Here is a 22,198-nt window from a genome sequence, read left to right on the forward strand (position 1 = left end):
CGCGCCTGAGCCGGCCGCGCCCGGTCTCGAAGGGGAGCGTTCCAGGCGCACCGGCACCTAGCGGGAAGCGGCGCCCTTTTCGGTGCGCGCTTCGGCGCGGCTCAGGCCGAGGCCATCAGCGCGACGCCGCCCAGCGCCAGGCCGATGCCGGCCAGGTTGAGCCCGCTCAGCCGCTCGCGAAAGCCCAGCGCGCCCACCAGCGTGCCCAGCGTGATCACGCCGAGGTTCATGGAGGCGAACACCAGCGAGGGGTGGTCCGGCAGGGCCTGGTGCGCGCGGATGTAGGCGAGGATGTTGCCGAAGTTCGCCAGCCCCAGCGCGAGGCCGGCGAGCAGGCTGCGGCGGTTCCAGTCCGTCTTGCGCGCGAGCAGCCAGAGCAGCATGAGCACGCCCGCCATGGCGAAGGCGCTCAGCAGCGCGCCGGCGAACGCGGTGCCCGCCCGCGCCACCTGCTTGAACAGAATGTCGATCGTGCCGTAGCCGGCCCACACCGCCAGCGGCCAGAGCCAGGCCGCGCGCCCTTCGGCCTCGCCGCGCCCGCCGCGCGGGCGGCGCAGCAGGCAGTACAGGGCTGCGCAGGCAACGCCGATGGCGGCGAGCTTGCGGCCGCTGGGCGTTTCGCCGAAGAGCAGGAATGCCGCCAGCAGCGGAATGAACAGCGAGAGACGCTGGGCCGCGTCGCTGCGAACCACGCCCGCATGGCGCACCGAGGCCGCCATGGCGAGAAACACCGAGGGCAGCAGTACGCCCAGGCCGGCCAGCACGGCCCAGGGCGTGCGCGGCGCCAGCAATCGCGCCGTGTCGGGCCGCAGCGCCAGCACGCACAGCAGCGAGGCCGCCGCGTAGTTCGCCAGTATCGCCTGGCGCACGTCCACGTCCCAGCGGCGCGCCAGCTTCAGCATGGCGGCCACGGTGACGCTGCACGCCACGCTGGCCGCCAGGTAGAGCATGCCGGCGCCGGGCATCAGGCGTTGCGTTCGCAGGACTGGCCGCCGCCCGCGTCGGCGCGCATGCCCAGCCGCGCCAGCAGGCGCTGGTCGGCTTCGACCTGCGGGTTGGCGGTGGTCAGCAGCGCGTCGCCATAGAACATCGAGTTGGCGCCGGCCATGAAGCAAAGGGCCTGCATACTGTCGTCCATGGCCTCGCGGCCGGCCGACAGACGCACCATGGCGCGCGGCATGGCGATGCGCGCCACCGCTATGGTGCGCACGAATTCGAACGGGTCCAGCGGCTCCGTGCCCGCCAGCGGCGTGCCCTCGACCTGCACCAGGTTGTTGATCGGCACCGATTCGGGGTAGGGGTCCATGCTGGCGAGCTGGGCGATCAGGCCGGCGCGCTCGCGGCGCGACTCGCCCATGCCCACGATGCCGCCGCAGCAGACGTGGATGCCGGCCTCGCGCACGCGCTCCAGCGTGTCCAGGCGGTCCTGGTAGGTGCGGGTGGAGATGATGTTGCCGTAGAACTCCGGCGAGGTGTCCAGGTTGTGGTTGTAGTAGTCCAGGCCCGCCTGCTTCAGCGCTTCCGCCTGTCCTTCGCGCAGCATGCCCAGCGTGACGCAGGTTTCCAGGCCCAGCGCCTTTACGGCGCTCACCATTTCCGCGACGGCTTCCAGATGGTGCGGCTTGGGGCTGCGCCAGGCCGCGCCCATGCAGAAGCGCTGCGCGCCGGCGGCCTGCGCCGCCCGGGCCGCGGCCACCACTTCGTCCAGCGGCATCAGCTTTTCCGCGTCCACGCCCGTGTCGTAGCGGGCCGACTGCGGGCAGTAGGCGCAGTCTTCCGGGCAGCCGCCGGTCTTGATCGACAGCAGGCTGGAAAGCTGGACGGTGTTGGGCTCGAAATTCGACCGGTGGACTTCCTGCGCACGGAACAGCAAGTCCATGAACGGCAGTTCGTAAAGCTTCAGGATGTCTTGCGTGCTCCAGGCCATCTCGGGCTGCCGGGGGCTGGGGGAAGGCATGGAAACGTGGGCGATATGCATGAACGGGCTCCTTGCGGTCGGGTCGCGCACGCCCCGGCAGGGGCGGCATGACGGGCGGATCGTAAGAAGGCCGGTTCGCCGGATGCAAGTCCGTGAGTTGAGTGTGAATTAACGTGTAAATGGTGAAATATGGCTGGAGTTGTCGGCGATTTGGGGTTGCTGGATCGTCAATCCGGCGTCATCTCCGGCGATCGCGGAGGCGGATTATTTTGATTCAAATTGTAAACATCAGGATGGGGCGGGCTTGCGGCGGGGGCGCGGCGTCTCGCGGCCGGTAATGCCGCGGTCGCGCGCCCACACAATGGCCGCGCTGCGGCGGTGCACGCCGATCTTGCTGTAGATGGTGGCCACGTGGTTGCGCACGGTGTTGCGCGAGAGATCCAGCGCGCGGGCGATGGCGTCGTCGTCCTGGCCCTGGCAGATCAGCCCCAGCACTTCGCGCTCGCGCTGCGTGAGCTGCGCGAGCTCGGCGACGTCGCGCGAGGGCGAGGGCTGGCGCAACTGCGCCAGCTTCTCGATGACGCCGCGGCTGAACCAGGACGTGTCGCGCATCACGGCCTCGATGGCCGCCAGCAGCTCCGATTCCGAGCGTTTGCGCTCCGTGATGTCCTGCATCACGATCAGCATCCGGCGCGAGCCGCCGATGGTGACGGGTTCGGCCGACAGCAGGCAATCCAGCACCTCGCCGTCGGGGGTGGCGAGCGCCATGTCGCGATTGCGCAGGCTCTCTCCGTTCTTGAGGCTGGCAAGCACGTCCTCGGTAAGGTGTGCGCCCAGGGCGGGCAGGGGCTGGCCGGCGGAGCGGGCGGCATCGGCGCCGGTGGCGGCCGCGAAGGCGTCGTTGGACTCCAGCACCGACAGGGTTTCGGCTTCGCACAAGGCCATGGGAGCCGGCGCCAGGCGAAAAGCGGTGGAAAAGCGTTCTTCGCTTTCGCGCAGCGCAAGCTCGGTGCGCTTGCGCGCTTCCAGGTCGATGAAAGTGAAGAGCATGCAGGGTTCGCCGTGCATGTCGATGGGCTGGCCCGCCACCACCACGAACTTGCCGGAGCCGTCGGGCAGCCGGATCACGCCTTCGCGCTGCGAAATGGTCTTGCCTTCGTTGAGCAGGGCCACCGCGGCTTCCTTGTCGGGGTCGCCGTCCAGCACGTCGAGCTCATAGGTGGACCGCCCCAGCACGGCCTCGCGGGTGTAGCCCGTCATTTCCAGGAAACCCGCGTTCACCTTCACGTAGCGCAGGTCGGACAGCCGGCAGATCAGGGCAGGGGCCGGATTGGCGGCGAACGTGCGCTCGAAGCGCTGTTCGGCGTCGAAGCGTTCGGTATGGTCGGTGAGGATCAGCACCCGGTACTCGGCGCCGGACTCGCCGTTCAGGCTGAGGCCGCGCGCGGCCACGTAGCGGACCTGGCCGGGGTTGTTCCGCGCATGCAGCTCGAACAGCACATCCTCGAACGACTGGCCCGCGGCCAGGCGGTCCAGCGGATACTGTCGGGGCGGCACGGCATGGCGGTTGCGGTATTTCAGCGCATAGCGCTTGCGGTAGCCCGCCGGCGTGCCGCCCAGGTCCGCGGGCTTGGTCACGGCATGCAGCGCGAGCGCGCTGGCATTGGCCCATGCCACCGCGCCATCCGGCTCCAGCACGATGATGCCCTCGCTCAAACCGGCGATGATGTGCTGCAAGTGCTGGCGATGCGCCTGCGGCGCGGCGGGAGATGCGGTCACTGACCCCTCGTTCGGTCGGATGGGCAACGGCATCAAGAATGCAGGCGGGCGGCGGGACTGTCCAGTGGCCAAAAAGGACGATGCCCCCGATGGACGCCGGCGCGACCGGCGCCCGGCCTGGAAAACGAAAGATCAAAACGCAAGGCCAAAACAAAAGGCTCCGTGAAATAACGGAGCCTTGCGTCGGGTTTCGTGCGTTCCGGTGTCCGGCGGGCCGGACGGCGGGAAAGCTTGGCGGAGCGGACGGGGCTCGAACCCGCGACCCCCGGCGTGACAGGAACGGTATCGAAGTCAATGTTTATGCGGGTTTCGAGCCAAATCGTATTCCAAAAAGTGTCAAAAACGTGTCGATTTCATGCGGGTTTGCAGACTTTTATTCCAAATTTTCTGACTCGAAACCTTGGGCCCAGCCCTAGGCAGGCTCAAGTACGCGCATCTCAATGTGCAGTCCAGCGGCAGCGGCCATATTGACCAGTGCATCAAGACCAAAAACATTGATTTTTCCACGCATCAGGTCAGAGACGCGGGGCTGGGTCACGCCAAAAATCTTGGCGGCTTCGGCCTGGCTCATCTTGGCGTGGACTATGTGGTGCCTAAGCGCCGTCATCAGGGTTGAACGAAGCTTCATGTTTTCCGCGACTTCCTGGGTGTCTTCGATGGCATCCCAGATGCTGGCAAATCGTTGGTTGCTCATTTGCTTAGTTCCTGTAATAGGTCTCGATAACGTTTCGAGGCCAGATCTATATCCGCCTTGTTGGTTTTCTGCGTTTTTTTCTGAAAGCAGTGGATCACATAGACGGCATCGGCGAACTTGGCGACGTAGATGACCCTGAAAGCGCCGTCACTATCGCGAACGCGGATTTCTCTGACACCTTGGCCCACTGTGTTCATAGGCTTCCAGTCATCCGGATCCAAACCGTTTTGCACCTGATCGATCTGGTAACCCGCTTCGCGCTTGGCAGAGGGTGGGAAGGCGCGAAGATCATCAAGTGAGGTTCCGAGGAACTCGACAGGCTTGGATGGCGGCATGCGAGATTTATACAATATTTTGTATGTTCTGGCAAGCTCAATGCCATCTCTTTACTGTCGTAGCGGCTGCTGTCCCAATGATATGCAGGGGGCACCCACTGATGGGAAACGTTTGCGAAAGAGGACGCTACGTTTCGCAGGGATATGCGGGGCGTCGGAACGTCGTTCTTTGTCCTCCCAGAGTACGTATCGCATCACCGGTTGAATTCGCAACCCTGAGCCGACATTCAGGCAGAAGCTGCAAAGCTGTCATTTAGCAAAGCTACAGGTTCAGCGCCAAGGAATTCAATGGGCTGGAGCTAGATATGGCCTCCGGCTTGGTACGATCTGCATTATCTTATCCCTCATTGAATCCCCCCGGGGTCAACCTGCACAACGTCTGGTACCGGGGCACGGTGGAGTTCCGCTGGTTCGAGGCGACCCTCCACGCGGGGCGGATCAAGGCCTACCTGCAGTTCTGCCTCGCCGTCGCCGCCAAGGCGCTCAATGGCCGGGCCGCCTCCAGCCGCAAGCGGGACTTCGATCCTCAGAGCGCCAAGTACGACTTCCGGGTATTCCCGCTCCACCTCGGCCTGATCGGTGATGAGTTCAAGACCGCCCGCAAGCATCTGATGGCCAACATGCCCGGCGACGCCGCCTTCAAGAACGGACGGCCCAAACCGGAGGACGTCCTTCCGGATGAACCCGAAACCACCACTCTCACCAACGAGGCCGGGCAAGTTCCCGGCCTCACTGTTTAAGGAGGTGCCCCATGAAGATTTTGATCCGCTCCACCACGTTGGACGGCGAACCGATCCCCGGCAGTGGGGAATCCCTGCAGGCCGCCGACTGCCTCGAAGTTATCGAGCTGATGCGCGGCCAGACGCCGTTCACCGCCAGCCGACCGCCCCGGGACTACATGACCGAGGTGCTCTCCGGCATCGAAGGCGGGCCGATCCAGCCATTGCCGGATGACGCCGCCGCTGCGGCGGCCGAGTTTCTCACCCGTCTGGCCCGGCACGGCCTGATCGAGTTCCTGCCCGACGACAAGACCAGCGATCCCTGGCCGGAACGCTTCCTCGAAGCCTTGGAGACGGTGCGGCTCTCCGGGCGCACCAACATGCTCGATCACCCGGAGGTGACCCGGTTGACCGCCGAGATGGGTTACCCGGAGGCGGCCGAGTGGCTGGCTGACCACCGGCGAGAATACGCAGCCTTCGTTCTCGAAGGGACGAGACCGCTCGGCAAGAACTTCGGCGGCAAGGAGGACCCGGCTCCATGTGCGGACAAGTAGGCATCATCTTCGGCCGCAGCGCAGACGGCCGGACGAGCGGGATTACCTGCGCGAGCTCTTCATCCGCATGCTGCTGCACAGCGAGGAGCGCGGCCCTCACGCCTCCGGTCTGGCCTGGCTCAAAACCGATGGCAGCCACCGCATCTTCAAGCGGCCGATGCGGGCGCACGAGCTGGTCTACGAGAAGCCGTTCCACGAGCTGCTCGGGCAGGTCGACAACGAGACCACCGTTCTCATGGGGCATACCCGCTGGCGCACCCGGGGCAATGAGTTCAACAACCGCAACAATCATCCCATCCGGGCCGGGATCGTCATCGGCACCCACAACGGCACCATCTACAACGCCGATTATCTGTTCCGCCGTCTCGGTCTGCCGCGCTACGCCGAGGTGGACAGCGAGCTGATCTTCCGTCTGGCCGACCGCTTCGCGCCCGAAGGCCCCATCGACCAGGACGGCCTGAACAAGGCGCTTGCCCTCTGTCGCGGCCAGATGAGCGCCGTGCTGGCCTCGCGGCTCGACCCCGGCACCATCACCGTGCTCAAGGGCAACAAGCCGCTTTGCCTGCGCATCCACCGCCAGCACCGGGTGGTGCTCTACGCCTCGGAGGCCGCTTTCATCGACTTTGCCGTGGACAACGAGAAGGGCTGGCGCGAGCTGGAGGTGCCGCCCATGACCATGCTCACCATCCGCCACGAGGATGTGCGGGCCATCGAAAACAGCGAATTCCGCTTCATACCCCAGGAGCGTAAAGGGACACTGCCCGAAGGAGTGAATGCATGAACATTGGAGACACCGCGAAGCTGAACACAAACCCGGAAGACAGTCCCGAGACCATCCTCCGGCTCTTCGTCTACGGCACCCTGAAAAGGGGCTACTGGAATCATCAACGCTTCTGCGCCCAGGCCCGCAGCATCGAACCGGCCGTGGTCTGGGGCAGGCTTTACCATCTCCACGCCGGTTTTCCGGCCCTCGAAGTGCCGGAGGGACTGATCCTGTCCCGGGGCACCGCCGACCCGATGGCCGACGCCCGCAGACAGCAGGAGATCTGCACACCGCGCTTCGGCCGCCCGACCGGCGACTGGGATCTGATCCATGGAGAGCTGGTGACCTTCACCGACCCGCAACGTGACCTGCCGCCCATCGACCGGCTGGAAGGATTCCGGCCTGGCGGGCACAGCATGTACCAGCGGGTGATGGTGGCGGTGCTATGCGGGCGCACCTCGATTCCAGCCTGGACCTATTGGATGCCATGCCCGCCTTACGCGGAAAGAGTCGCCAGCGGCCAGTGGTTACGCCCGTGAACCGATCTTTGCGGCCTTATCCGGACGAAAGCGTTTGACAATCGGCCCCTGCCTAAATATATTAAAGGATGTTTTAAGTTGGGGAAGCTGCGCCCAGCATCCTCGTTACCGCCTCTGGCGTGGCAAGAAAACCAATCGCCCATGAGGAGCTAGAGAAATGGCCGAGATGGAAGACCGCTGGTTATCAGTAGACGAGATAGGCAAGTACCTCGGTGTCAGCAGTGACACCGTTTACCGCTGGATCGACAAGCATACGATGCCCGCCCATCGCATGGGCCGTCTTTGGAAGTTCAAGAAAGACGAGGTCGACGAGTGGGTGAAGGCTGGCGGCGCGGCGGACAAGAGCTGACAGGATCAAGCTGAATGAGCAGGAAGAACGGAATTAACAATTCAGTCGATCTGGATATCGGGACCCTCTCCGGGCATCTCTGGGAGGCGGCCAATATACTGCGTGGTCCTGTCGACGCGGCCGACTTCAAGACCTACATCTTCCCGCTGTTGTTCTTCAAGCGGCTCTCCGACGTCTATGACGAGGAGTATGCCGTGGCACTGGATGAGTCAGACGGCGACGTGGAATTTGCCCAATTCCCCGAGAACCACCGGTTCCAGGTTCCGGAGGGCTGCCACTGGAAAGATGTCCGGGCCAAGAGCGCCAATATCGGCCATGCGCTCCAGAAGGCCATGCGCTGCATCGAGCAGGCTAACCCGGACACTTTGCACGGCATCTTCGGCGATGCCCAGTGGACCAATAAAGACCGCCTTTCGGACGCGCTGCTCAAGGACCTGATCGAACACTTCTCGTCGCTCAACCTGGGCAACGAGCATTGTAAGGCGGACATTCTCGGCCAGGCCTATGAATACCTGATCAAGAAATTTGCCGACCTGACCAACAAGAAGGCCGGTGAATTCTATACCCCACGCTCCGTGGTCGCGCTGATGGTTCGCATCCTTGCGCCCAAGGCCGGGGAAACCATCTATGACCCGGCCTGCGGGACCGGCGGCATGCTCCTCGAAGCGTTGCACCATGTCAAAGAGCATGGCGGCGACGAGAACCTCATGCTGGGCAAGCTCTACGGCCAGGAAAAGAACCTGACCACATCCTCCATCGCCCGGATGAACCTCTTTCTCCACGGCGCGGAAGATTTCCATATCGAACGCGGCGACACCCTGCGCTTGCCCGCCTTTTATTCAGGCGACAGCCTCGCCACCTTTGACTGCGTCATCGCCAATCCTCCCTTCTCCCTGGAAAAGTGGGGGGACGATGTCTGGATCAATGATCCCTACGGCCGGAACTTTGCCGGACTGCCGCCAGCCAAGTCCGGCGACTTCGCCTGGGTCCAGCACATGATCAAATCCATGGCCCGCAAGACCGGCCGCATGGCCGTGGTGCTTCCCCATGGCGTGCTGTTCCGCATGTCCAAGGAAGGCGAGATCCGGCGCAAGCTGCTGGAGATGGACATGCTCGAAGCGGTGATCGGCCTCGGTCAGAACATTTTCTATGGCACCGGTCTCGCGCCGTGCGTTCTGGTCTTCCGGGACAGCAAGCCCAAAGCCCACCGCCAGAAGGTGCTGTTCATCGACGCCTCCAAGGAGTTCAAGACCGGCCGCGCCCAGAACGAGTTGCTGCCGGAACACGTGGACAACATCCATCGCTGGTACGAGGGCTATCAGGATGTGGAAGGGATCTGCCGGGTGGTCACGCTCGACGAGATCCGCGAGAACGATTTCAACCTGAACATCCCCCGCTACGTGGAACCGGTGATTGAGGAAGAATCCATGACCATCGATCAGGCCATCGCCAACCTCAAGGAATCGCTGCAGGCAGCGTATGCGGCCGAGGATCGCTTGAAGAGTCTGCTGCTCCGGGAGGGTCTGCTGTGAAAGTCTATCAGTACAGATCTCCCATCGGTCGCTTCCTCATCAAACCGCAAGCCAACGGTCGCTGGGGGCTTTGGTTCAAGGATGACCTGCTCGGCTCCTATCATTCGGCCATGGCGGCCGCCGATGACGTCTACATGCAGGCGACCGGCGATTACGACTGGGACTCCCTGGATGGCGTCGATATTCCAACGGACATTTCTGAATGGGAAGTGGTAGCGTGATGAAGAAAAACAAACACATTTCCCAATCGGAGCTGGAATCCTACCTCTGGGGCGCGGCCACCTTGCTGCGCGGCTACATCGATGCCGGGGACTACAAGCAGTTCATCTTCCCGCTGCTGTTCTACAAGCGCCTGTGCGATGTGTACGACGAGGAGTTGGCCGATGCGCTGGAGGAGTCCGGCGGCGATCAGGAATACGCCGCGCTTCCCGAACAGCACCGCTTCCAGATCCCGGAGGACGCCCACTGGAAGGCCATCCGCACCAAGGTCAAGAACGTGGGCAAGGCCATTCAGGACGCCCTGCGGGCCATTGAGACGGCCAATCCCGACACTCTGTTCGGGGTCTTCGGTGACGCCCAGTGGACCAACAAGGACCGCCTGCCGGACCGCATGCTGCGCGAGTTGATCGAGCATTTCAGCTCGCAGACGCTTTCACTCTCCAACTGCCCGGAGGATGAGCTGGGCGTGGGCTACGAGTTTCTGATCAAGAAATTCGCCGACGATTCCGGCCACACCGCTGCGGAGTTTTATACCAACCGCACCGTGGTCCACCTGATGACCGAGATGCTCGAACCCAAACCGGGTGAGTCGATCTATGACCCCACCTGCGGGTCAGCGGGCATGCTGCTCTCCGCCGTCGCCCATCTGAAGCGGCAGAACAAGGAGTGGCGGAACCTACGGCTGTTCGGCCAGGAGCGCAACCTGCTCACCTCGGCCATCGGTCGGATGAACCTGTTCCTGCACGGCATCGAGGACTTCCGCATCGTCCGGGGTGACACCCTGGCCAACCCCGCCTTTGTCGAAGGCGACCGACTCATGCAGTTCGATGTGGTCCTGGCCAATCCGCCGTACTCCATCAAGCAGTGGGACCGCGATACCTGGTCCGCCGATCCATGGGGCCGGAACATCTACGGCACCCCGCCCCAGGGCCGCGCCGACTATGCCTTCTGGCAGCACATCATCAAGAGCATGAAGGCCAAGAGCGGCCGCTGCGCCATCCTGTTTCCGCATGGCGTCCTCTTCCGCAATGAAGAACTGGCCATGCGTGAGAAGCTGGTCGCACACGACGTGGTGGAGTGTGTGCTGGGCCTCGGTCCCAATCTCTTTTACAACTCGCCCATGGAAGCCTGCGTCGTCATCTGCCGGATGAACAAACCCAAGGAGCGCAGGAACAAGGTGCTCTTCATCAACGCGGTGAACGAAGTGACCCGCGAGCGGGCACAGAGCTTCCTCACCGACGACCACATCCAGCGCATTGTCGATGCTTACCAGGCTTTCGGTGACGAGGACGGCTTTGCCCAGGTGGTCAGCAATGACGAGGTCCGGGAGAAAGGCAGCAACCTCAGCATCCCACTCTACGTGCGGGTGGGAAACGGAAACGGCAATGGCAACGGCGCGGCCGAAACCGTCAGCCTCACACAGGCCATTGCGAACTGGCAGCAAAGCTCGATGGCTTTGCGGGAGTCGATGGACGAAATGTTTTCAATGGTCGAAAAGGTTGAAAATGATCAAGCGAATTAATGTGCTAAAAGGAATTGGTCGTTTTTCCGCACTGAACCCCACGCGAGGCACGGAAGGCGATTTTTCCAGTTTGAACGTCATCTACGCAAGCAACGCATGTGGGAAAAGTACCCTGTGCGATGTGTTCCGTTCCCTTGATACCGGCAACCCCGCTTATGTAATTGGCCGGAAGAGACTTGGAGCGGACGCCCAGCCAGAGATTGTCATTTCGTTGGAAGGGGGGCAAGCAACCCGTTTCCAAAACGCTCAGTGGCATGAGCGTGATCATTGTCCGCCGATTCATGTCTATGATGACCGGTTTGTAGCAGAAAATGTTTTCATCGGGCATCACATCAGCGTTGATCAGCGCCGCAACTTGTATGGACTGGTGATCGGTGATCAGGCCATCGCATCGAAACAGGCAGTCGATACGGCAGAACAACAGCTGAGCAACGCCACCACTGCATTTAATGCTGCGCACTCAGACCTGACCAGGCTTATTCCCACTGGTTACACCATAGACTCGTTCAGAAATCTTGCTTCTGTAGATGATGTGGATACCAAAATCGCTGAAGCAACCAGCGAATACAGAACAGCCGAACAAACAAAAACAAAAGCAGATGCCATTCGGGCTCGCAGGCCACTGGCTGCATTACCAATAGCTGAAGTTCCAGAGACATTGGATAAGGTATTGAGCTCGACACTCGATACAGCTTCTTTGGCTGCGGAGGCAAAAATCAGGGATCACCTCGCCGCCACATCTCAAGGGCTTCCAATAAGCTGGGTTAAACAAGGTTTCGATGCTCAGAGCAGTACCGCTTGCCCACACTGCGGGCAGGACATGCAAGGCCTGGATATTCTGGATGCATATCGCTCGTTCTTCTCCGGCGAACTGCAAGCTCAGGAACAGCTTCGGGAATCAACGAAGTCTGCTGTCCAGGGCGCATTTGGTGAAGCTGCGCAAAATCAGATTAGGCAAACCCTCACCTCTCACAAGACCGAACAGGACTGGTGGAAGGACGCTGCTGGTTTTGAATTTGCGTTACCGGAAATTGACGATATTGAAACCATAATCGCTTTGCTGCAAGCCGCTCATCAGGCGATAGATTCTGCATTGGCACGAAAGCAGGCAAACCCGGGAAGCGAAGCCCCCCTGACCGCTGAAGAGTCCGCCGCAGTAACCTCTTGGAATGAGAAGGCTGCCGCACTGAAAGCGTACAATGAAGCTTTAAGTACGATAAACGGTGGACTACAAAATCGCCAGGCTAATGCTGGAGTGATTGATCTGTCACCGTTACAGCAAAGACTGACTGGATTGAATGCTGCCAAGAAACGGCATGAGCAGGTGACCGTAGATGCTTACGCAGCATACGATGTGGCTACCAGTCAGAAAACGACAGCACAACAGGAGAAGCAACGAGCCAACGAAGCGCTTCGTGAGCAATCCAATCAACTTTTCGAGCGTTATGGCGCACGAATTAATGAATTCTTGACGCTTTTTGGTGCGGATTTCCGAATTGTCAGTGACGGGGTGACCTTCAGAGGTGGTCCATCCGGTCAACTCGCGATCGAGCTAAGAGGAGAACGGATTTCTGCCACACCAGAATCTGCGTCTGACCCATCTCAAGTTTCCCTAGCAAATACGCTCAGTGGCGGCGACCGCAGCGCATTGGCTCTCGCATTTTTCCTGGCAAAGGTGGAAATGGCATCCGATGCTGGTAGATCAATAGTGGTTTTTGACGACCCCTATCATAATCAGGATCGCAGTCGCCGCCAGTGTACTATCGAAAGAATCCATCACCTTGCCGGAATTGCTAATCAGTGCTTTGTGTTTTCGCATGATCTCGAATTTGCACGAGCGGTTGAGAGGCGCCCCGGGACGCAAGCGAAGACCTTCGTCCTCAATCCACTCATAGACCCGGCAACCCTCGAAGCACAGCCGTTTCCGCCTCTTCCCAGTCAGGCCTATTTGAAGAACTATCATCTCCTGCACAATTATTCGGAGAACCCCGCCGATCATCTTCAGCACCTCAAAGAGGTAGCAGACACGCTTCGTATCATCTTGGAGGAGTACCTGCGCCTCAAATTTCCTAAAGCATGGGCAGATAACGATTGGCTGGGAGACATGATTCGGAAAATTCGCGAAGCACAAACCGGAACGTCACTATCACATTGCCAACCCCTGGTTGAGGAGCTTGCGCATATCAATACGTACAGCCAGCGTTTTCATCACGGCGGAACTGGCGAGGTCGCTGACGAACCAGAAGCCAGAGAGCTTAAGACTTATGTAGATAGAACTCTGAAAGTGATTCACGCAGGAGGGAATATATGAGTTCCCTGAAACCCGGTTGGAAGATGGTGAAGTTCGGCGAGGTGGTGAAGAACGCCAATCTTGTGGAGCGAGATCCCGAGACCAATGGCGTTGAAAGAATCGTCGGGCTTGAACACATCGACCCCGAGAATCTGCATGTCCGTCGCTGGAACTCTGTTGCGGATGGCACCTCGTTTACCCGCAAATTCGTACCGGGGCAGACGCTCTTCGGTAAACGCCGGGCCTATCAACGCAAGGTCGCCTACGCTGAGTTTGAAGGCATTTGCTCCGGGGACATCCTGACGTTTGAGCCGAAAAACAGAAAGGTTCTGCTGCCGGAACTTCTGCCATTTATCTGCCAGAGCAATGCCTTCTTTGATCATGCGCTTGGCACCTCGGCCGGATCACTGTCACCCCGGACCAGTTGGACCGCGTTACAAGATTTTGAATTCCCGCTGCCACCGCTTGATGAACAGAAGCGCATTGCAGAGATCCTGTGGGCGGCGGATGAATCACTTGTGAGTTTCGAGCAAGCAAGGGAAAGTCTTCTAAATGTCGCGGATACTTTTGCCACTGATTTCCTAAGCCGAGGCTGGGATACGAAGAACCTTGGGAAGCTCCTGATTGATGTTCAGTACGGGAGTTCTAAGAGAATCGCTTCGGCTGGCTCCGGTACGGCTCCGATTCTTCGGATACCAAATGTGATTGGTGGAAGAATCGTTCTCGATGATCTCGCATTCGTTGATTTACCAGCGCCAGAAGTTGACAGGTATCGTTTATCCCGGGGTGACGTACTCATAGTAAGAACCAATGGCAATCCTGAGTATGTTGGGAGGACAGCGGTTGTCGAGGAACTCCCAGAAGATTGTATTTATGCGTCATATTTAATTCGGCTCGTGCCTAATTCGGAACTCCTGCTCCCAAAATATTTACACGCAGCGCTTTCATCCTCATTGATAAGACGAACTTTGCGACATGAGATCCGATCAAGCGCTGGAAATTACAACCTAAACACAAAAGGCATTAAGAGACAGGTGCTGCCTTTGCCACCGCTGCCAAAACAACAGGAATTTGTGAAGCACTTCGAGTCGTTCGAGAGGAAAATCTCTGAAATTGACAGCCATATTTCGTTGCTACGCGCTCTTAGGCTTTCAATTGCAAATCAGGAAATAGGAGCCGCTCATGTTTAACGAAGAAAACACGGTCGAACAGATGGTTCTCGACACGCTCTGCGGCGGCGTGACTTCGAACATGGTTGCCGAAGAGCTTGCCAGTTATGGCGGCGAGATCAAAGGCTGGCGCTTCGTGGCCGCCGAGGAGCTACCGCGCCAGCACTCCGACGTGCTGGTGGAGTCGATGGTGCGCGACGCACTCATCCGCCTGAACCCGGAAATCAAGGCCCAGCCTGACCGCGCCGACGAGGTGCTCTACCGCCTGCGGACCATTCCGCTGTCGGTGCAGAGCGAAGGCCTGGTGAGGGCCAATGAGCTGTTTGCCGAATGGCTGCGGGGCGAGAAGTCCATGCCTTTCGGCGAGCGCGGCGAACACACGCCGGTACGGCTGATCGACTTCGAGAATCTCAGCAACAACGATTACGTGGTCACCAACCAGTGGGTCTATCCGGTCAAGGAAGGCGGCCGCCGCTTCGACATTATTATGCTGGTCAACGGCATCCCGCTGGTGGTCGGCGAGGCCAAAACGCCGGTGCGCCCGGCGGTGACCTGGGTAGACGGGGCCAGCGACATCCACAACGGCTACGAACAGAGCGTTCCGCAGATGTTCGTGCCCAACGTCCTCTCCTTTGCCACCGAGGGCAAGTGCTATCGCTACGGTTCGGTGCGCATGCCCATCGATATCTGGGGGCCGTGGCACGAAGGCGAAAACAAGTCCGAGGGGACGCTGGCGGACGTGCAGCGCTCCATCCGCTCCATGCTGCGCCCCCATGTGGTGCTGGATATCCTGCAGAACTTCACCCTGTTCGCCACCGACAAGAAACACCGTCGCATCAAGATCATCTGCCGCTATCAGCAGTACGAAGGCGCTAACCTGATGGTAGCCCGCGTGGTCAAAGGTTATCCCAAGAAGGGCCTGATCTGGCATTTCCAGGGTTCGGGCAAGTCGCTGCTTATGGTGTTCGCGGCGCAGAAGCTGCGGATGCACCGCAAGCTCGGCAACCCCACGGTGATGATCGTGGTGGACCGCATCGACCTGGACACCCAGATCACCGCCACCTTCAACGCCGCCGATATCCCGAACATGATCGGGGCCGCCACCCGGCAGGAGCTGCAAAGCCTGCTGGCGGCCGATACCCGCAAGATCATCATCACCACCATACACAAGTTCGGTGAGGCGGACGGCCGCCTGAACGAGCGCTCGAACATCATCGTGATGGTGGACGAGGCGCACCGCACCCAGGAAGGCGATCTGGGCCGCAAGATGCGCGACGCGCTGCCCAATGCCTTTCTCTTTGGTCTGACCGGCACGCCGATCAACAAGCGGGACCGCAACACCTTCTGGGCCTTCGGCGCGGACGAGGATGAGCAGGGCTATATGAGCCGCTACTCGTTCCAGGACTCGATCCGGGACAAGGCCACGCTGCCGCTGCACTTCGAAGCGGTGGACGTGAAGCTGCACATCAACAAGGACGCCATCGACGAAGCCTACTCTCAGATGACCGATGAGCTGAGCGAGCTGGATCGTGACGACCTGGCCAAGCGGGCCGCCAAGATGGCGGTGCTGATCAAGGCCCCGGCCCGTGTGAACGCCATTTGCCAGCACATCGTCAAGCACTTCCAGGAGAAGGTGGAGCCGAACGGCTTCAAGGCCCAGGTCGTGACCTTCGACCGGGAATGCTGCGTTCTCTACAAGAAGGCCATGGACGAACTGGTCGGCCCGGAGGCCAGCGCCATCGTCATGCACACCCAGGGCGGAAAGTCCGACGAGTACGCGGAATGGAAATTGGCCAAGGACGAGGAGGAAAAGCTCCTCGACCGGTTCCGCGATCCGAACGACCCGCTCAAGTTCCTGATCGTCACTTCCAAGCTGCTGACCGGCTTCGATGCCCCCATTCTGCAGGTGATGTACCTCGACAAGCCGATGAAGGATCACAATCTGCTGCAGGCCATCTGCCGCACCAACCGTGTTTATCCCGGCAAGACCCACGGCCTGATCGTGGATTACCTCGGCATTTTCGATGACGTGGCCACGGCCCTCGATTTCGATGAAAAGGCGGTGCAGAAGGTCATTACCAATCTGGATGACCTCAAGAAAGAGCTGCCCGGCGTGGTGGCAAGATGCCTGGCGTTCTTCCCCGGGGTGGATCGCACCGTAGGTGGCTACGAGGGGCTGATCGCGGCGCAGGATTGCCTGCCGGATAACGAGACCCGGGACAAGTTCGCGGCGGAATACTCGGTGCTCTCCCGTCTGTGGGAGGCGCTGTCGCCCGATCCCTGCCTCGCCCCCTATGAAAAGGACTACAAGTGGCTGACCCAGGTCTATGAATCGGTGAAGCCGCCGAGCGGCAACGGCAAGCTGCTCTGGCACGCCTTGGGGGCCAAGACCATCGAGCTGGTCCATGAGAACGTGCATCTGGAGACGGTGCGCGACGATCTGGACACCCTGGTGATGGACGCCGAGGCACTCGAAGGGCTACTCGATGCCAAGGACCCGGACAAGAAATCCAAGGAAATCGAGATCAAGCTCATCGCCCGCCTGCGCAAGCACAAGGACAATCCGAAGTTCGTCGCCTTGGGCGAACGCCTCGAAAAGCTCAAGGAACGGCACGAACAGGGCCTGCTCCACAGCCTCGACTTCCTCAAGGAGTTGCTGACCCTGGCCAAGGAGGTCGTCCAGGCCGAGAAGCAAGTGGACCCGGTCGATGAACAGGCCAAGGCCAAAGCGGCCCTGACCGAGCTGTTCGCCGAGGTGAAGAACGGCAAGACGCCGATGGTGGTCGAGCGGATCGTGACCGACATCGACGAGATCGTGCGCCTGGTCCGGTTCCCCGGCTGGCAAAACACCAAAGCCGGAGAGCGCGAGGTCCAGAAGGCCCTGCGCAAAGTGATTTACGTGAAGTACCAGGTCAAGGACCAGGATCTGTTCGACAAGGCGTTCGGATATATCCGGCAGTACTACTGAGAAGGGATGGTAATGGGGCTCTATGGCTAAAACAGGTCAGGCAAAGCAGATCATTGAAAACCGCAGAGGCGACACCTTTGGCGGTTGGCCTGCCCGTACCCTGCTGGAGGCGGGCGACATTCCCATTGCCCAAATCGCCGAACTTGCCCTGCGTGAAGGACAGAGCTCGAATCCTTTGTATCGGGTCCACCGCTGGTTTGCTCGCCGGGTGGGCTCTCAGTTCCGTTCGATCCTCACCGCGTTGACCCTTCCTCCTGACAAGGCCGACACCTTTTGGGATACCTATCTCGGCAAAACCTCCGTGCATGGCGCTGTCGTTCTCGATCCCTTCATCGGCGGCGGGACAAGTTTGGTGGAGTCCATGCGCTGCAACGCCCGGGTGATTGGTTTTGATATCGACCCGGTCGCGACCTTTATTACCCGATTTGAGTTGGCCGCCTCCCGGATGGAGGATCAATACCCGGAAATCGAGCAGATTTGCAATGAGGTCGCCCAACTCATTACGCCGTTGCATCGGACCATGGTTGATGGTGTCGAACGGGATGTTCTTCATCATTTCTGGGTCCAGGTGAAGCAGTGCTCGAATTGCCAGAGCGATGTAGAGCTCCATCCCCATTTTCAACTGGCCTACTCCAAAGAGAAAGGTCTGCAGTGGGTATTCTGCAAGGACTGTCATGCAGTCCACGAATTGCCGATTGAACGCAAGGTGCTGCACTGCTCTTGCGGCAAGCGCACGACTATCAGCGCGGGCACGCACGGCAACGGGATCATGACCTGCCCGACCTGCAAGAACACACAGAAGATCGCAGCGGATGACCTTGACGGTGCCGAAAGCCCCACTTGGAAGCTCTTTGCCCAGGAGTATCTGGTCGGAACCGGCAAGAACTGCACAAGGCATTTCAAGCGCGTCGAAGAGGCGGACCAGGAATTGTACGACCGAGCCACCCGGAAGCTGCGGATGATCGGGAATGGCTTGCTTGTGCCGACGAGAAGCATTCCTCGCGAGGGGCGTTCGGATGGACGACCTCTGATCCACGGGATTCGGCATTACGCAGACTTTTTCAACGACCGGCAGAAGCTCCACCTGCACCTTCTCGGTTCGGCCATCGGCCGAGTGGAAAGCGATGAGGCGCGGCGCTGCCTTGAGCTGGCCTTCAGTGAACATCTCACCACGAACTGCATGTACACGGCCTATGCGTTTGGCTATCGCCGAACGAGCCCAATGTTCTCCATCCACTCATACCGGCACATCACTCGTCCGGTCGAACTGAACCCTTGGCAGGATGGCGTCGGACGGGGGACGTTCATCAACACGGTCCGGAAAATATCGAAGGCGATTGCCTTTTCCAAAGCGCCCCAGGAGCTGCATCCGGAAGGCACCAGAGTTGCTTATGAAGATGATTTCGAGCGCGAACAAGCCTGCCTTGGCTCTGTCGATGATGTATTGAGCGGCAGCGCCACGGCGGCGATTGAAACCCAGTCTTCCGAGGAACTCCATTTACTACCGGACGGCTCAGTGGATCTCGTGCTGACCGATCCGCCGTATTTCGACAATCTGAGCTACTCGGAACTCTCGGACTTCTACTTGGCCTGGCATCAGGCTTTGGGAATCGCACCGCCCCCGTATGACGACAACGTCACTTCGGCTCCGATACTGCAGAACCTGGCCATCACGCGACGGTCCGATGAAGCCATCAAGGGATACCAGGAGCGGCTTCAGCAGATTTTCATGGAATGCAACCGAGTGCTCAAGCCGAACGGGATCTGCGTGTTCACCTACCACCATAAACTTGCATCGGCATGGGATGCTCTCGGCACGGCTCTGCTTCATTCGGGACTCTCGGTAACCAAGGTTCTGCCCATGCGTGGCGAAGGCCAAGGAGGCCTTCACACTTACGATGGCACCATCAAGTGGGACGCGGTGCTGGTCTGCCGCAAGAAGAAAGGCGTCATCAAGAGGGGCGTTCCGGTCATCAGCGAAACCGCCTTCAAAGACGCTGTCGTGGAGGCGGAATCTCACTTTGATGCCTTGTCCGCCCATAAACGGATCGGCTTCAAAATTCCTGATTTCACTAATTTGGCTCGGGCGTTGGTCGTCAGTAGAGGTTTTTTAGGCGAGGCGGATACCAGCACACGACCGATGTCGGATGCATTGAAGAACATACCAACCCCGGGAGAGTTGTGATGGCGAAACTCGATAAAGGAACGCTTGCCCTAACATTCAAATTCGATTGTGACCGGTTTCTCCGGTTTCGTCTGGCCAGTGATGCTGAAAGGGACTCACTTGGGGTCTCGGCCGAAACCTACAAACGCCCTGGTATTGAACTTATCAAAGCGGCCGGACGGCGTTGGGAAGCCGACAAATACCAGGATCTGATCGACACCTCAGATGATGGGAAAGTTGTGTTCCTTCTCGAGGACAAGGTCGATGATCTTCTGGGACGGAAGCCCTTCAAGAAAATTCAGAACCTTTTTGACATCCTCCGGCAACAGGAACCACCCCAGGCAATTATCGAGGCGGAGTTCACGGTTCCCACAAACATTACTCCCGGCCTTCAAAAGGCATACGACGATTTCGGTCTCGACCAGGTACGAGTGCGCCCGGACATCCTTTGGATACGTCCAGGTGGTACTGGTGCGCCGCTGATCGGCAATGGGACTGTGCCTGAATACGAAATCCATATCATTGATGTGAAAATGGCTGCGGAGCCATCCCTGCGGCACTTCACGGAAGTGACCTACTACGCTCTGGCATTGGCCACAACCATCCAGCAAGAAGGGCTTGGCGGCAGATATGCCGTTTCGGCGGAAGGCACCATCTGGCCAGGAAGCCATGACATCAATGCGTTCAGGAACCTGGTCCAGCTTTATCAGGCCAAGGGAGCCGCAGATCCTGTTTCCGAGGCCCTCAGCGAAACGTTGATTCGGGTTCCGTATGAAGTCTATGAAGTCCACGTGAAGCAGTTTTTCGAGGATCGCCTTCTCCGGGTTCTACAGACCGGTATGGAGGATGCCAGTTGGCATGTCGGTCCCAAGTGCCAGCTTTGCGACTACGTTCGCTACTGCCGAGACAAGGCATCCGAATGCGATCACCTTTCCCGGCTGGCCTGGCTCAATCAAGGGCAGGCGGAACTTCTCCGTTCAAATGGCATTACCACTACGGCGGGACTGACTGAAGCCGTGACTACCGCCGATGATCGGTGGCAATCCGTTATCGATTCCAGCCACCAGTTGCGGGCGGATGGGCCAGCGCTGGCAACTCGCGCCCGTTCCTTGACCGAGGGGGCACCCTTGCCGGTCGATGGACGGCGCAGCGCCATGATCCCCGCGTGGACTGACCAAAGCATCTTTATCACGATTCATTTCGACCCGGGCTCTGGTATCTCCTTTGCCCTGGGCGCGGCGCGGCTCTATTTCCCGCACGGCCGCAAACCCGGCGATCCTCCGGTGACGGACGAAAAGATTTTCATCGTCGACCGTGTCGATGCGATGAACCCGGAAACGGAGCGCGAGAGGCTGAAGGAATTTGCGACCGTGGTCTCTGAGTGGTTAGAGGAGGTGTCGACCGTCAACACAGGTCTACCGGCTCGTGACCGTCTCTCTTCCCACATCTTCTTCTGGGACATGCTGGAGGTGCGTCAGCTCAAGCGCATGTTCGAGCGTCATATGCAGAACCCTGACGTGATCGAACTGATCGAGGTACTTACCCGATTCTTCCCGCCGGACAGTCTGTTGCCCGATCCGGATGCTTTCAAGTCCCAGCCGGGGACCATCGTCAAGGAAGTTCTTCGAATGCTGGTTGGGCTGCCGGTTGCCCACGATTACTCCCTGTTTGATGCAGCGAACAGTTTCTTCCCAAATGTTCGAGAGGATGGCACCCCGTATAAATTCGATCTGCCTTTTGGGTTCGCTACCCCAATGAGCGATCAGATCCCCTTCGAACGTGCCTATGAGCTGTGGCAGGACAAAATTTTCGTCCGCCATTTCAATAAACTTCATCCTACTGACCCGTCAAAGTGGAGGCGCTACACCCGGGACGAACTCTACGATGGCATTAAGCGGGCCACGAAGGTTCACCTGCAAGCTTTGCAGCACATCGTCCGGCGACTGCGTGAAAACTACAAAGACCGGTTAGTGCTGAAAAAGAGCGGCTTCTCTGCCGCACGATCCTCACAGGCAAGCGTTCCGGAGGCGGCAAGAAGTCTGATCGCTTTTGAGAAGCTCAATGTCGCGTGCCAGGAAATGGAGAACCGGAACACTCGCTCACTGCCTGTCGATGAACGGGAGGCGAGGTTTTTCTCGATACGCGGGTTGACCTTGAAGCCTCAAGCAGAGGCTGATCCGATCATCGATGAGATCAAGTTCGGGAATCCACAGTACCAACACGAAACGCTCTATGTTTTCGATTTTTCTCCGACCAGCAGGGATTCCCGAATCAAGGAAGGCGAATTTACCGTCGCCCTATCCAACGAGAATGAATACGTGGATCTCGACGAACCGTGGCGTCGGCGACTTGGATTGGGCTTCCAGGATGCAGAAGAACTGCTGGGCGAACACGGCCTGACCGAGCGGTGGATGACGAACAAGTCGATAGGGGCATTGCTTCAGGTAGAGGTCATTCGGTTGGAGGCAATGCAGGACAATCCCTATGTGGTTCTTAAACCGGGTCACCAGGGGCTCTTTCAGTTTGCCGTCGCCCAAGGACTTGTGGCGCTCGACTCACCGCTTGTCCTCGATCCGATGTACCGGGATTTTTCGAGCGACAGGATAGAAAAAGCATTGAGGTCTGTCGGCGGCAAGGCAGCACCGATCAAACGTGCCAGGAAGCGGAGGTAAGGCAATGGCTAA

The 22,198-nt window shown here is 59.5% G+C and carries 18 protein-coding genes; 13 read left to right on the forward strand and 5 right to left on the reverse strand.

Annotation, left to right across the window (positions count from 1 at the left end; translation table 11 throughout):
* Window positions 1–101: 101 nt before the first annotated feature.
* The 5 genes from AD428_RS04425 to AD428_RS24370 all read right to left on the reverse strand — a co-directional run bounded on the left by AD428_RS04425 (window position 102) and on the right by AD428_RS24370 (window position 4,726).
* Entirely contained in the window at window positions 102–965 is an 864-nt protein-coding gene (locus AD428_RS04425) for a DMT family transporter (RefSeq protein WP_053244311.1), read from the reverse strand.
* A complete protein-coding gene (gene bioB, locus AD428_RS04430) occupies window positions 965–1,957 on the reverse strand; it encodes a biotin synthase BioB (protein WP_369798691.1) in 993 nt (330 codons plus the stop codon). The genes AD428_RS04425 and bioB overlap by 1 nt, the downstream gene beginning before the upstream one ends.
* 249 nt (window positions 1,958–2,206) lie before the next feature.
* Window positions 2,207–3,697, reverse strand: a complete 1,491-nt coding sequence (locus AD428_RS04435; RefSeq protein ID WP_053244313.1) for a helix-turn-helix transcriptional regulator — start codon at window positions 3,695–3,697, stop codon at window positions 2,207–2,209.
* A 412-nt stretch (window positions 3,698–4,109) separates the two neighbouring features.
* Window positions 4,110–4,391 carry a helix-turn-helix domain-containing protein gene (locus tag AD428_RS04440; RefSeq protein WP_053244314.1) on the reverse strand — a complete coding sequence of 94 codons (282 nt, stop codon included), beginning with the start codon at window positions 4,389–4,391 and terminating at the stop codon, window positions 4,110–4,112.
* Window positions 4,388–4,726, reverse strand: coding sequence for a type II toxin-antitoxin system RelE/ParE family toxin (locus tag AD428_RS24370; protein WP_082308251.1), 339 nt, complete (start codon window positions 4,724–4,726; stop codon window positions 4,388–4,390). The genes AD428_RS04440 and AD428_RS24370 overlap by 4 nt, the downstream gene beginning before the upstream one ends.
* Before the next feature lie 305 nt (window positions 4,727–5,031).
* Here AD428_RS24370 and AD428_RS04450 point away from each other — a divergent pair, with 305 nt between their 5' ends.
* The 13 genes from AD428_RS04450 (at window position 5,032) to AD428_RS04510 (ending at window position 22,186) form a co-directional block, all read left to right on the forward strand.
* Window positions 5,032–5,466, forward strand: coding sequence for an amidoligase family protein (locus tag AD428_RS04450; RefSeq protein WP_200907989.1), 435 nt, complete (start codon window positions 5,032–5,034; stop codon window positions 5,464–5,466).
* 11 nt (window positions 5,467–5,477) lie between these two features.
* Window positions 5,478–5,999 (forward strand): DUF5049 domain-containing protein, encoded by a 522-nt coding sequence (locus AD428_RS04455; RefSeq protein WP_053244316.1) that lies wholly within the window; start codon window positions 5,478–5,480, stop codon window positions 5,997–5,999.
* Between the two features lie 67 nt (window positions 6,000–6,066).
* The gene (locus tag AD428_RS04460) at window positions 6,067–6,780 is read left to right on the forward strand and encodes a hypothetical protein (protein ID WP_200907990.1); all 714 of its coding nucleotides are present in this window, start codon (window positions 6,067–6,069) and stop codon (window positions 6,778–6,780) included.
* On the forward strand, window positions 6,777–7,301 hold the full coding sequence (locus AD428_RS04465) for a gamma-glutamylcyclotransferase family protein (protein WP_053244317.1): 525 nt from the start codon (window positions 6,777–6,779) through the stop codon (window positions 7,299–7,301). The genes AD428_RS04460 and AD428_RS04465 overlap by 4 nt, the downstream gene beginning before the upstream one ends.
* Window positions 7,302–7,467: 166 nt before the next feature.
* The gene (locus tag AD428_RS04470; protein ID WP_432205837.1) at window positions 7,468–7,650 is read left to right on the forward strand and encodes a helix-turn-helix domain-containing protein; all 183 of its coding nucleotides are present in this window, start codon (window positions 7,468–7,470) and stop codon (window positions 7,648–7,650) included.
* Window positions 7,651–7,664: 14 nt separating this feature from the next.
* Window positions 7,665–9,182 carry a type I restriction-modification system subunit M gene (locus AD428_RS04475; RefSeq protein WP_053244319.1) on the forward strand — a complete coding sequence of 506 codons (1,518 nt, stop codon included), beginning with the start codon at window positions 7,665–7,667 and terminating at the stop codon, window positions 9,180–9,182.
* Window positions 9,179–9,403, forward strand: coding sequence for a hypothetical protein (locus tag AD428_RS04480; protein WP_053244320.1), 225 nt, complete (start codon window positions 9,179–9,181; stop codon window positions 9,401–9,403). Before AD428_RS04475 ends, AD428_RS04480 begins: the two co-directional genes overlap by 4 nt.
* Window positions 9,403–10,923, forward strand: coding sequence for a type I restriction-modification system subunit M (locus tag AD428_RS04485; protein WP_053244321.1), 1,521 nt, complete (start codon window positions 9,403–9,405; stop codon window positions 10,921–10,923). Before AD428_RS04480 ends, AD428_RS04485 begins: the two co-directional genes overlap by 1 nt.
* Window positions 10,907–13,234 carry an AAA family ATPase gene (locus AD428_RS24375; protein WP_082308252.1) on the forward strand — a complete coding sequence of 776 codons (2,328 nt, stop codon included), beginning with the start codon at window positions 10,907–10,909 and terminating at the stop codon, window positions 13,232–13,234. The genes AD428_RS04485 and AD428_RS24375 overlap by 17 nt, the downstream gene beginning before the upstream one ends.
* The gene (locus AD428_RS24380; protein ID WP_082308253.1) at window positions 13,231–14,403 is read left to right on the forward strand and encodes a restriction endonuclease subunit S; all 1,173 of its coding nucleotides are present in this window, start codon (window positions 13,231–13,233) and stop codon (window positions 14,401–14,403) included. Before AD428_RS24375 ends, AD428_RS24380 begins: the two co-directional genes overlap by 4 nt.
* A complete protein-coding gene (locus tag AD428_RS04500) occupies window positions 14,396–17,350 on the forward strand; it encodes a type I restriction endonuclease subunit R (RefSeq protein WP_053244324.1) in 2,955 nt (984 codons plus the stop codon). The genes AD428_RS24380 and AD428_RS04500 overlap by 8 nt, the downstream gene beginning before the upstream one ends.
* Window positions 17,351–17,372: 22 nt before the next feature.
* On the forward strand, window positions 17,373–19,535 hold the full coding sequence (locus tag AD428_RS04505) for a DNA methyltransferase (RefSeq protein ID WP_053244325.1): 2,163 nt from the start codon (window positions 17,373–17,375) through the stop codon (window positions 19,533–19,535).
* Entirely contained in the window at window positions 19,535–22,186 is a 2,652-nt protein-coding gene (locus tag AD428_RS04510) for a hypothetical protein (protein WP_053244326.1), read from the forward strand. Before AD428_RS04505 ends, AD428_RS04510 begins: the two co-directional genes overlap by 1 nt.
* The last annotated feature ends 12 nt before the right edge of the window (window positions 22,187–22,198 follow it).

The sequence above is a fragment of the Achromobacter sp. DMS1 genome, from assembly GCF_001270295.1.

Coding starts and splice junctions, on each gene's coding strand:
- AD428_RS04425 (WP_053244311.1), bottom strand. CDS start 965: ATGCCCGGCGCCGGCATGCTCTACCTGGCGGCCAGCGTGGCGTGCAGC.
- bioB (WP_369798691.1), bottom strand. CDS start 1,957: ATGCCTTCCCCCAGCCCCCGGCAGCCCGAGATGGCCTGGAGCACGCAA.
- AD428_RS04440 (WP_053244314.1), bottom strand. CDS start 4,391: ATGAGCAACCAACGATTTGCCAGCATCTGGGATGCCATCGAAGACACC.
- AD428_RS24370 (WP_082308251.1), bottom strand. CDS start 4,726: ATGCCGCCATCCAAGCCTGTCGAGTTCCTCGGAACCTCACTTGATGAT.
- AD428_RS04450 (WP_200907989.1), top strand. CDS start 5,032: ATGGCCTCCGGCTTGGTACGATCTGCATTATCTTATCCCTCATTGAAT.
- AD428_RS04455 (WP_053244316.1), top strand. CDS start 5,478: ATGAAGATTTTGATCCGCTCCACCACGTTGGACGGCGAACCGATCCCC.
- AD428_RS04460 (WP_200907990.1), top strand. CDS start 6,067: ATGCTGCTGCACAGCGAGGAGCGCGGCCCTCACGCCTCCGGTCTGGCC.
- AD428_RS04465 (WP_053244317.1), top strand. CDS start 6,777: ATGAACATTGGAGACACCGCGAAGCTGAACACAAACCCGGAAGACAGT.
- AD428_RS04470 (WP_432205837.1), top strand. CDS start 7,468: ATGGAAGACCGCTGGTTATCAGTAGACGAGATAGGCAAGTACCTCGGT.
- AD428_RS04475 (WP_053244319.1), top strand. CDS start 7,665: ATGAGCAGGAAGAACGGAATTAACAATTCAGTCGATCTGGATATCGGG.
- AD428_RS04485 (WP_053244321.1), top strand. CDS start 9,403: ATGAAGAAAAACAAACACATTTCCCAATCGGAGCTGGAATCCTACCTC.
- AD428_RS24375 (WP_082308252.1), top strand. CDS start 10,907: ATGATCAAGCGAATTAATGTGCTAAAAGGAATTGGTCGTTTTTCCGCA.
- AD428_RS24380 (WP_082308253.1), top strand. CDS start 13,231: ATGAGTTCCCTGAAACCCGGTTGGAAGATGGTGAAGTTCGGCGAGGTG.
- AD428_RS04500 (WP_053244324.1), top strand. CDS start 14,396: ATGTTTAACGAAGAAAACACGGTCGAACAGATGGTTCTCGACACGCTC.
- AD428_RS04505 (WP_053244325.1), top strand. CDS start 17,373: ATGGCTAAAACAGGTCAGGCAAAGCAGATCATTGAAAACCGCAGAGGC.
- AD428_RS04510 (WP_053244326.1), top strand. CDS start 19,535: ATGGCGAAACTCGATAAAGGAACGCTTGCCCTAACATTCAAATTCGAT.